Origin of the sequence: Gracilibacillus thailandensis (assembly GCF_010994055.1) — a bacterium.
In the GTDB taxonomy this organism is placed as follows: Bacteria; Bacillota; Bacilli; order Bacillales; family Amphibacillaceae; genus Gracilibacillus; species Gracilibacillus lacisalsi.
The window spans coordinates 1-9,629 of record NZ_WJID01000106.1 but is presented as its reverse complement, the minus strand read 5'-3'; the positions used below and the strand labels follow the sequence as shown (position 1 = coordinate 9,629).

Genomic DNA, 9,629 nt, shown 5'->3' with positions numbered 1-9,629 from the left:
ATCTGCCCAACAAGCAAGTAGTTCAATGGAAGAAGTATCGTCCAATTCCGAAGATCTGGCAAAGCTGTCAGAAGAACTAAATGGATTGGTAAGACAATTTAAGATTTAAAGGAAATAAGTATCTAAGTCAAATAAAGACCCGAACTATCCATAACAAATGGAATAGTTCGGGTCTTTGTAAATGCAATCTGATGATTTTTATAACGGCTTAAACATAAACTGCGCAGTAACGTGCCTGTATTCACTCTGCTTATTCTTCCTTGGGGAATGCTGGTAAATCGCTCCTGCAGAATACTTCGTTGGGAGCAAGTACAACATCTACTCAAACAAAAATTACTTTCGTATTGTTTTCTATGCCGTCGTGGAAACCCCATTAAAGGAGATATCCCCGGAAGCGCTACCTCTCTTCCGAGGAAAATCTCTTCTCTTCCGGGGATAATTGCTTATATCCAGGGGGGAAAGTGGGTAGCCGGAGAAGTTGTGCCAGACTCTTGTTATTTCTTCAGTTCATTTTCACTAATTAATATCTTTTCTACAATATTATAAATTGACAGTAATTCGTATAAGATAATGACTTCTGGTGTAAAAAGGGTAGTATTTTGATCATTACTTGGTTTTTTACTTTCCCAGAATTGATTCATTAATTTTTTCACCTGTTGTCGGTAGGCACTTGCTTTATAATGATCAGGATATTTCATGAAATCAACTAGTGTTTCCACCATTTCCATAATGTCTTCACACTCTTGCTTCGACCAACAGATGTTTTGGATTGGTGTATTAATTAAATTACCGATATGATAATGAATCAATCGCAATCTCTTCAGGTTTTTTCTTTCGTAATCAAATACATGCTTCGTACGCTCGTCCAGTCTATGATATTTTGATTCTGCTGCTTGAAAATTCAACAATTTATCTGTCTGATCCAATGTCGTTTTTAATGTTAAAAAACGGCTGTCTATCTCTGTTTTTTGCTTGGAGAGTCGGTCTTTTCCAACTAATTGCTTCAATATAATCTCTAATTCTTCTCCGGTCTGTTTTAATAGATCATGGATATTAGTCATTATTTTTTTGGTGTAATTAGGCGGTAAAATAAACATATTGACTAATGTTGATACTAATAGTCCGACTGTTGTGGTGCCAAGTCGAATAATAAAAGAGACAAATAAATTAGTATGGATTACTTCGATCATGGCAACTGATGTTAAGGTAGCTACTAGAAGTCCAGCATGTAAACCTAATCGATAACACGTGATAATTGTAAACAAGGCGGACAATGTATAAGTAATGGGTGAGTTCCCAAACAAGTAGATAAATAAAACGGCATAGGCTGAACCTATTGCCGAAGCAGGAAAACGGACGATCCCTTTTTTGATCGAATCAGCAACAGTTGGTTCGACCGTGACAATCGCAGTAATGACAGCAAATACTGGCGGCCAGCCGATCCATTCACATAACATGGATGTTAAAAAGACAGCTAATGCTGTTTTGATTATTCGCCTACCAAAAAAGCGGTAGCGTAATTTTGACCATTTCATTAGAAAAATTCTCCTTCGAACATTCTATTGCTTAGTATACCGCAGAAATCGTTAGCTTACCATGGTGAATCTGCTTAAATGGAAAGATAACGATTACTAGGCAAAAATTTCTTTTTGGTAATTAGTTGTAAACGCTTTCTTATTTCTTGCATATGATGTAAAATAAGAGTATATCTCAAGCAGATTAGTGCGTTATGAATTTTTGAGGAGGTGTTGAATTTGCTTTCCGTAAAAATGTTAAAACCGTATTATGTGAAAGAAGAAGGCAAACACATTCGGGTGGTACTTGCTTATCAATATTTTTCTTTATTAATGGATGATGAAGTATATCATTTTGTTCCGCTCGAAGCTCGAGAAATTCGAATTAATCGCGATACACAACAAATCCAAAATAAAAACGATGTTTTCGTTTTTCAAAAAGGAAAAAAATATAACCGGATAACATTATCAGATCTGATGAAAGTAAAAGATTTTCAGGAGCATCTATCCACTATTTTAGGCCCATATATGATCGTGTCACAAACTGATGAGAAGACGGATAATATTGACCATGTGATTATGGAATTAGAGAAAAGCAACTTATTAAGACTTATTGATAGAGCTTTAGATGAAAAAAATCCAGACAGTTTCCATTTGTATACAACGAAGTTAAATGAAATGTAGCAGTTGCTTAGAGCAGCTGTTTTTTCTTGGTAAAGTAAGCTAACGCTATTGCTTAAGCCCCTTGTTGCTTGCTATTGTAATCGCATCCCTTTTAAAATAGAGTCAGGAGGTGTGTGTCATGGATTTAGGAGTGAAGGATAAGAAGGTTCTTGTCACAGCAGCAAGCAAAGGTTTAGGTAAGGCATGTGCCACAGCATATGCTCAAGAGGGTGCACATGTTGTTATCGCAAGTAGAAGTAAAGCACAACTAGAACAAGCAGTAGCTGAGATTGTTGAAGAAACAGGGAATGCTAATGTAGAAGCAATCGTCTGTGACCTTACCAAAAGTCAGGACATTGAAAATCTAATGCAGACAATTGGTCGTGTTGATATTTTAATCAATAATGCTGGAGGTCCACCTGCAGGTAAGTTTAATGACTTTGATGATAAGGATTGGCAGCATGCTTTTGAATTATTGCTCATGAATATTATTCGTACAGTTAGAGCTGTAACACCTGGAATGAAAGAACAGCAATTCGGACGCATTGTTAATATTACATCAAGTTCGATGAAACAAGCACTAGACGGACTATTACTATCGAATACATTCCGCCCTGCTATCGTTGGCTTATCGAAGAGCTTATCTCAGGAATTAGCAACTGATCAAATTTTGATTAATTCAGTTGGTCCTGGCACAATGGAAACAGACCGGATTCGAGACATATACAAACAACAACCTTCAGATGAATCGGTTGAAGAACGTATTCAACAAGCAGGAGCAAATATCCCGATTGGTCGCATCGGACAACCAGAGGAATTCGCAAAAGCAATCCTTTTTCTAGGATCAGCTGCTAATACATATATTACGGGACAAACCTTAATTGTAGATGGCGGGGCAATCAAGACATTATAAAGGAGAGGTAACATGACAACATTAAAATGGGGAGTTCTCAGTACAGCAAAAATCGGTAGGACACAAGTGATACCAGCGATTCAGAGATCCAATAATGGAGAAGTAGTTGCGATCGCAAGTAGAAATCAACAAACTGCAAATGAAGCAGCGGAAGAGCTCGATATTCCACGTACGTTTGACAGCTATGAGGCTTTATTAGACGATCCAGATATCGATGCAGTCTATATCCCACTGCCAAACGCTTTACATAAAGAATGGGTAATCAAAGCAGCCGAAAAGAACAAACATGTACTTTGTGAGAAACCTGTAGCAGTCACTAACGAGGAATTAGAAGAAATGATTACTGCGTGTGAAAGAAATAATGTGGTATTCATGGAAGCTTTTATGTATCAATTCCATCCCCAGCATCAAAAAGTAAAGCAATTGATTCAAGACGGTGTGATTGGCGATGTAGCCTTTATGCGCGCAAGTTTCTCTTTTTATCTGGAAGACCGTTCCAACATTCGCTTGAATAATGAGCTTGGTGGTGGATCGATGTTTGACGTCGGATGTTACACCTTACATGCGATTCGTAATATCCTAGAACAAGAACCTGTATCCGTTCACGCAAGTGCATACTATCATCCAGAATTAAAAGTAGATACAACGATGGCGGGTACGATGACCTTTGGAAATGGCGTAGTTACATCTTTTGATTCCAGTTTTGATTGCACATCGCGTGAGTCATACGAAGTGGTCGGTTCAAAGGGAAGCATCACCGTAACATCAGCATTCCGCCCAGACACGAATGAAGGAATGACAGGTGAAATCCATGTGAAAACAGATGAAGGTACAGAGGTATTGCAAGAAGCGGGTGACCAGTACACATTAATGGTAGAACACTTCGCTCATGCAGTGTTGAACAATCAACCTTTATTCTATGACATTACCAAAATACGTAACCAAATGAAAGTACTTGATGCCGTTTATGAGAGTAGTAAAACAGGACAAGTAATCGCATTATAAAAGAGAGGCACAGTAGATTTCTGCTGTGCCTATATATTGGAAAGGGGAGGAGAAATGATACCCAAAACCTCATTAAAATTATTGAAGCACAAAGCACTACTTGATCGACTTCCGCAAGATCATCCGCAATATCGCTACATCTATGACAAGTGGCGGCAATTTGAGTCAGGACAAGCAGGAGAAGCAAATCTTGAATATTACCTGAAGCAAGCCCACCTTGATTCACCACAATTCCTTAACGGCCTCCGCATTGAGCACCAATCAGCATTCCAGCTCGACTGGCTCCTTTTTGATCTAGATTATCGTGTTATACTAGAAATCAAGAATTACACCGCGCCGATCTACTTTGATCCATATTCCCGGCAGTTAATACGAACGAAAGCAGGGGAAAAAGAAGTATTTCCAGATCCATTATTGCAAGTAGATCTCCAACATGCACAATTACGCCGGTATCTAGATAAGCATAACATCGAACAGCTTCCCACCTTTACCGCTGCGGTATTTGTCAATCGTCATGCCATTCTACAACTTCAGGATTACCCAGATAGGCACCGAATCCTCACAGCGCAAGCACTTCCATCTTTTTTAGAAAAAATAGCACGAAAACACCCGGCGAAAATATCACCTTCTAAAAATCAGGAGATTGTATCCTTTTTACATGATCACCACCAAGAAGCACATTTTCCTATACTAGACCGTTATGGTATCAAGTGGAGTGATCTTATTAAAGGTGTACCATGTCCGGCATGTACAAAATTTGCAATGAACAGAATACGCTTACGTTGGCAATGCCCTTTTTGTAATGAACGTAGCTCTGATGCCCCATTTGCCAGTATTGTTTGATTTAGCATTATTGGCAGAGAATAGGATAACGAATAAACTGGCTAGAGAATTTTTCGGAACAGATTCCTCAGAAGTAATTAAAAAATTATTTCAGAGAGCTCCATTAGTCCGAAAAGGCAATAATAAAGGTGCCTATTATAAGCATGTTGATTTGATTAAGTATTTGTAAAGTGCCCGATAAATGACTAAAAGTGCCCGATATCCAAAGGAAAGTGCCCGATATAATGATAAAACCGCCCGATATCTAAGGGAAAGTGCCCGATATCAAAAAAGAGCTAGCCCGATCTCCTTGGGGCTAGCTCTCCTATCCATTCTTATTTAATCTCAGAAAATACGTTTCCGACTTTTTCGGCGACATATCCACTGCCATTTGATTTATCTTCGATGTTTTCTACCATCATAGCGATGATTACACTGCCATCTTCCGGATAACCGACAAACCAGCCATTCTCAGCAGCATCTTTTTCATCTAGTGATTGTTTCAGTTCAGCAGTTCCAGTTTTTCCGGCTATCCCTAATCCACTAACATTTGCACCACTTCCGGTACCATCTGTTACGACGCCACGTAATGCATCGCGAATGATGTCGGCATTTTCACTAGAAAGTAATCCTTCTTTCCATGTCTGTCCGTCTTCTTCGTCCATCAATAAGGTTGGTTGGACAATGTTGCCGTCATTTTGGAAAATGGAATAGCTCGTTGCTAGTTGTAGTGCGCTCATTTCAAGTTGTCCTTGACCATAGCTCGTATCTGCCAATAGTACTTCTTCACTTAATGTACCGTCAGAAGAAATCGAGCTCGATTCGATTGGATAAGTGAAAGGGAACTCTTCTTCACCAATACCGAATGCTTCTAAGCCAGATACAAAAGCATCTTCCCCCATTTCTAAAGCTTGCATGGCAAAATAGATATTGTCGGAGCGGACGAGTGCATCTCTTAAGTCAACCGGACCGTTTGATTCAGAAACACGTCGAACGGAGTAATTCCCCCAACCTTCTTTTTGCCAAGTCAACCCTTCGATGGTGTAGCCTTCATTTGGATCAATGGAGCCATTTTCCAAGCCAATAGCACTTGTAATTGGTTTGAACGATGATCCAGGTGCAAAGGTTGCGCTAAATCGATTTAATAATGGATTCTTCGGATCTTCTTGCCACTCATTCCATTGATCGCCACTAAGTCCATATAGAAAAGCGTGTGGGTCGAAAGCTGGACTACTTACTAATGCTAATGTTTCACCAGTTGAAGGATCTATTGCAGCAGCAGTTCCGGCGTCCCCATCTAATGAATCAAAGATGCTTTGTTGTACTTTAGCATCTATGGTGAGGGTGATCGTCTCCCCATCTTTTACCTCTGTTTCAGCGATGACGACAGGATCCTGATCTCCTTTATCGACATAAATCTGGACACCTTCCTCACCGCGGAGTTCTTCTTCAAATAACTCTTCTAGTCCTCGATAACCAATTAAATCACTTTCCGAATAAACGTCAGAATCTACTTCTTCTAATTTTTCAGCTGTAATTGGTGCGATATATCCTACTAAATGAGCGGCAGCTTCACCTAAAGGATAGATACGTCCTGTCGTCGTTTGTTTTGTAAATGGTTCGATCGATTGTAAGGCTTCTTCTAATCCATCTTCACTAATGCTAGGAACTACTTTTAATGGAACAAACACATCTGGTGTGACCCAGTCAGCACTTAATGCTTGATCAATATCTTCCACTGTAATATCCAGTATTTCTGCTATTTCTTCTTTTTCTTCCTCTTTATTCTCAGTAAACCAATCTTCTACGACACCTAGTTCATAGATACTTTCATTGACAGCAAGTGCTTCACGATTTCGGTCATAGATTTCTCCGCGAACTGGCTCAACTCTGTTGATTCCAACTGTCCCGCCGTCTTCTAACTCGGGGAAGATAAAGCCAGGGTGCCAATTAACTAGCCAATCGATTTCTTCTTCATCTTCAACCGTTTTAATCGTTTTCACCATTTCGATTTCTGTATCAAAAGAAATCGGCCCTGCCAATGTTTCCATACTTACACTGAGCGGGAATGACACCGACTCAACCTCGTCCAAGTCAATCTCTTCCTCTTCTTGATCCGGGACTTCGTATTCGACAGATAGATCTGATACTTCCAAGTCTCCGTATATTTTGGGATAACGATCAAATTCCTCTTTATCTACATCTTCTTCAACCATTTGATACATACTTTCAAAGTCTTCCGCCATCCAATGGTCTACATATTCCTGCAAGCGATCTTCAGGCTTGACTTGTTCGTCATCTTGACAAGCAGCTAAAAACGCTAGCAAGCTTATCAATACAATGAATAACCTTTTCATCTAATTTACCCCCTATAAAACAAGTGAAAAAAGCGTATTGCTAACAGACAATACGCTTAATAAATTGGTTTTGCATAGATAATATATCTTTCAGGTGCGTTTCCTACATAGGAGAATGGATAACAAGTCGTGATAACCAATTCTTCGTCAGGCGCTGTTGATTTAATAATGGTTGTATCGTCTGCATCAACAATCTTGGAATCAACCATTTCATATTCAAATTCTCCATATTCTAATTCTATTATAAAAGTATCTCCGACCTTCACTTCCCCTAAATTTCGAAATACAGTATCCCGATGGCCAGACAGTACAATTTGATCGTCTTGCATTGGGTAGGCTGTACCTCGATAATGGCCGACTCCCTTCTCTAATTCATCTGGATCAGTACCTTCCACTATAGGCAATTGAGCGTCAAGTGTTGGAATGTGTAAATATCCAACCGCTTCTCCCATATCTGGAAAAAATTCCTCCGGTGTTCGTTTTGATACTTCTCCTTTAGAAGATTGTTCAAGTAATTCATTTACTTCCGTAGCAGCCTGTTTTTCAGCAGCTTGTATTTGGAAGTAACGATAACCGCCAATACTTAGAAGTACGACTCCAGCCAGAATAAAAAGTAGCGCTAACTTCTTCATAGTATTCCACACCTCTTTAGTCTATGTATTATCCATATTATACTAATAATAATGGTAAAATGCACGTGTTTATTAACGGAAAATAGTTGTAAATCTTCGACATTTGAACTAATTTCCAATGGGGACAAACTAAAATATTACGTTTTAACGAATAATTCTACAGGACTTTAGTCTTGATTTTCTGCAAAATACGCAAAAATAGTCATAAACCCTTGCATAATTCGACAAAAAGACGTACCTTTATATAGAACAGAAAAAAACATTTATGTTATAATGATGGTTAGCAGGAAAGTGGGTGAATTGTTGTGATAGGGCAAAAAATTCAAGAATTAAGGAAACAAAAAAGAATGTCATTATCTGAAGTTGCTGAGCAAGCCGGGATTGCCAAGTCCTATTTAAGTTCCATTGAACGTGGAATCCAATCTAATCCATCGATTCAGTTCATGGAGAAGGTTGGCAAGGTCCTTGGTGTAACCGTTAATGAATTATTAATGTCTCAATCAGATGAAGAAATTAAAGAACAATTAGATGAAGAATGGTTAAAGCTTGCAGAAGAGGCAATGCATTCTGGTGTCTCTAAGCAAGAATTCAAAGAATTTTTAGAATTTAACAAATGGAAACAAAATCATTAACTAAACAGACAAGTCAGCCACTTAGAGGAGTAGCTGACTATTTTTTTATTTGCATAGTGAACAAAAGTGTAATCAACAGTCAGAAATTGTGGTATAATTTACAAATTATTATAGTAGAAAAAAGAGGAGTTTAAGGAAATCATGAAGAAGTTAATATATTGGCTTTTTCCTCTACTGTGGATGGGAGTCATATATTACGCATCTGACCAACCATACGAGGAACAAGACATCAAGCCATTTCTTTCTCAACATATTGACTTATCCTTTCTAACATCCATTTTACAGCCGATTTCCTTTAAATATCATCATTCTGTGGTTAGTGTCGAACAATTAGGTGTAGAAGGATTTGTCGAATTTTTGGGCTAGGTAATTATAATAATTTGACCACGTGTATCAGGGTAGCGTGGTGAGTCAAGTCCAGCTCCAGCACCCAGAAACTAGGCAACTTCACGAATCGCCCTACGATAAGTCATCATCGGCTCGCAAGCTCACCGTGATTCCTTTATCTCAGTTGATTCGCTCCAGTTGCTACGTTTCTAATCGGGCGCTTGCGCTTTTGTTCTTAGAAAAGGGGCTCATGTAGGAGTATTCGCCATACTATGTGGTCTATTATATCTAGCGTTCAGTAAGACATGGCAGGATAAAAAAGCAACTCTATTAACTTTTTTTGCATTTTTGACTACTTTAGTGTACGCTATTTTTGATGAATGGCATCAAGGATCTACGCCAAACCGTACACCATACGCAGGTGATGTCGTTCTTGATGGAATAGGAGCTTTGATAGCGATTTTTGGTATTTTGATAGTAAACAAGTTACGAAAATAGAAGTACAAACATATTGTATCATTAGGATGGGTAAAGGGGTTGAGTCGTTTGACGGAGCAAGAAGTGTATCGGTCTATATTACAAAAAATGCTAGATCAAACCGAAAGAGAACAAATCGATAATTCACAAGATTTTATAAAAAAACTGACGAATGAATTGAAGCAGGCTAATCTATTATCATTTCATAAAAAATAAAAAAACAGAGTGTGAAGTTGATTCACACTCGAATTATTACGTCTTTTAAAACCACAGGCTCTGCCTGTGTG

At 38.6% G+C, this 9,629-nt stretch carries 11 protein-coding genes and 1 pseudogene; 9 read left to right on the top strand and 3 right to left on the bottom strand.

Features of this window, described 5'->3' with window-relative positions; translation table 11 throughout:
• Positions 1 to 494: 494 nt before the first annotated feature.
• Positions 495 to 1,535 carry an FUSC family protein gene (locus tag GH715_RS20460; protein ID WP_153835828.1) on the bottom strand — a complete coding sequence of 347 codons (1,041 nt, stop codon included), beginning with the start codon at positions 1,533 to 1,535 and terminating at the stop codon, positions 495 to 497.
• A gap of 210 nt (positions 1,536 to 1,745) precedes the next feature.
• On the opposite strand from GH715_RS20460, the gene GH715_RS20455 reads away from it, so the two are divergent.
• The 5 genes from GH715_RS20455 to GH715_RS21690 all read left to right on the top strand — a co-directional run bounded on the left by GH715_RS20455 (position 1,746) and on the right by GH715_RS21690 (position 5,107).
• Positions 1,746 to 2,198 carry an IDEAL domain-containing protein gene (locus GH715_RS20455; RefSeq protein ID WP_240469429.1) on the top strand — a complete coding sequence of 151 codons (453 nt, stop codon included), beginning with the start codon at positions 1,746 to 1,748 and terminating at the stop codon, positions 2,196 to 2,198.
• A 118-nt stretch (positions 2,199 to 2,316) separates the two neighbouring features.
• The gene (locus GH715_RS20450) at positions 2,317 to 3,090 is read left to right on the top strand and encodes an SDR family oxidoreductase (protein ID WP_153835826.1); all 774 of its coding nucleotides are present in this window, start codon (positions 2,317 to 2,319) and stop codon (positions 3,088 to 3,090) included.
• 12 nt (positions 3,091 to 3,102) lie between these two features.
• Positions 3,103 to 4,095: a Gfo/Idh/MocA family protein gene (locus GH715_RS20445; protein WP_153835825.1), complete on the top strand. Its 993-nt coding sequence runs from the start codon at positions 3,103 to 3,105 to the stop codon at positions 4,093 to 4,095.
• Between the two features lie 81 nt (positions 4,096 to 4,176).
• On the top strand, positions 4,177 to 4,938 hold the full coding sequence (locus GH715_RS20440) for a nuclease-related domain-containing protein (protein WP_240469428.1): 762 nt from the start codon (positions 4,177 to 4,179) through the stop codon (positions 4,936 to 4,938).
• Positions 4,931 to 5,107, top strand: a complete 177-nt coding sequence (locus tag GH715_RS21690; protein ID WP_240469427.1) for a hypothetical protein — start codon at positions 4,931 to 4,933, stop codon at positions 5,105 to 5,107. Before GH715_RS20440 ends, GH715_RS21690 begins: the two co-directional genes overlap by 8 nt.
• 145 nt (positions 5,108 to 5,252) lie before the next feature.
• Here the strand turns inward: GH715_RS21690 and GH715_RS20435 are convergent, their stop codons facing one another.
• Positions 5,253 to 7,274, bottom strand: coding sequence for a penicillin-binding transpeptidase domain-containing protein (locus tag GH715_RS20435; protein ID WP_153835824.1), 2,022 nt, complete (start codon positions 7,272 to 7,274; stop codon positions 5,253 to 5,255).
• 56 nt (positions 7,275 to 7,330) lie between these two features.
• The gene (locus GH715_RS20430; RefSeq protein WP_153835823.1) at positions 7,331 to 7,906 is read right to left on the bottom strand and encodes a class D sortase; all 576 of its coding nucleotides are present in this window, start codon (positions 7,904 to 7,906) and stop codon (positions 7,331 to 7,333) included.
• A gap of 305 nt (positions 7,907 to 8,211) precedes the next feature.
• Between GH715_RS20430 and GH715_RS20425 the strand changes: the two genes are divergently transcribed.
• The 4 genes and pseudogenes from GH715_RS20425 (at position 8,212) to GH715_RS20410 (ending at position 9,558) form a co-directional block, all read left to right on the top strand.
• Positions 8,212 to 8,538, top strand: a complete 327-nt coding sequence (locus GH715_RS20425; protein WP_018931054.1) for a helix-turn-helix domain-containing protein — start codon at positions 8,212 to 8,214, stop codon at positions 8,536 to 8,538.
• Between the two features lie 141 nt (positions 8,539 to 8,679).
• Entirely contained in the window at positions 8,680 to 8,904 is a 225-nt protein-coding gene (locus tag GH715_RS20420; RefSeq protein ID WP_153835822.1) for a VanZ family protein, read from the top strand.
• A gap of 198 nt (positions 8,905 to 9,102) precedes the next feature.
• A pseudogene (locus GH715_RS20415) lies at positions 9,103 to 9,363 on the top strand (VanZ family protein); the annotation flags it as partial.
• Between the two features lie 48 nt (positions 9,364 to 9,411).
• Positions 9,412 to 9,558, top strand: a complete 147-nt coding sequence (locus GH715_RS20410) for a hypothetical protein (RefSeq protein WP_018931052.1) — start codon at positions 9,412 to 9,414, stop codon at positions 9,556 to 9,558.
• Positions 9,559 to 9,629 lie beyond the last annotated feature (71 nt).

What these genes read in the sequence shown, in the direction of transcription:
- GH715_RS20460 (WP_153835828.1), bottom strand. Translation starts at nt 1,535, where the DNA reads ATGAAATGGTCAAAATTACGCTACCGCTTTTTTGGTAGGCGAATAATC.
- GH715_RS20450 (WP_153835826.1), top strand. Translation starts at nt 2,317, where the DNA reads ATGGATTTAGGAGTGAAGGATAAGAAGGTTCTTGTCACAGCAGCAAGC.
- GH715_RS20445 (WP_153835825.1), top strand. Translation starts at nt 3,103, where the DNA reads ATGACAACATTAAAATGGGGAGTTCTCAGTACAGCAAAAATCGGTAGG.
- GH715_RS20435 (WP_153835824.1), bottom strand. Translation starts at nt 7,274, where the DNA reads ATGAAAAGGTTATTCATTGTATTGATAAGCTTGCTAGCGTTTTTAGCT.
- GH715_RS20430 (WP_153835823.1), bottom strand. Translation starts at nt 7,906, where the DNA reads ATGAAGAAGTTAGCGCTACTTTTTATTCTGGCTGGAGTCGTACTTCTA.
- GH715_RS20420 (WP_153835822.1), top strand. Translation starts at nt 8,680, where the DNA reads ATGAAGAAGTTAATATATTGGCTTTTTCCTCTACTGTGGATGGGAGTC.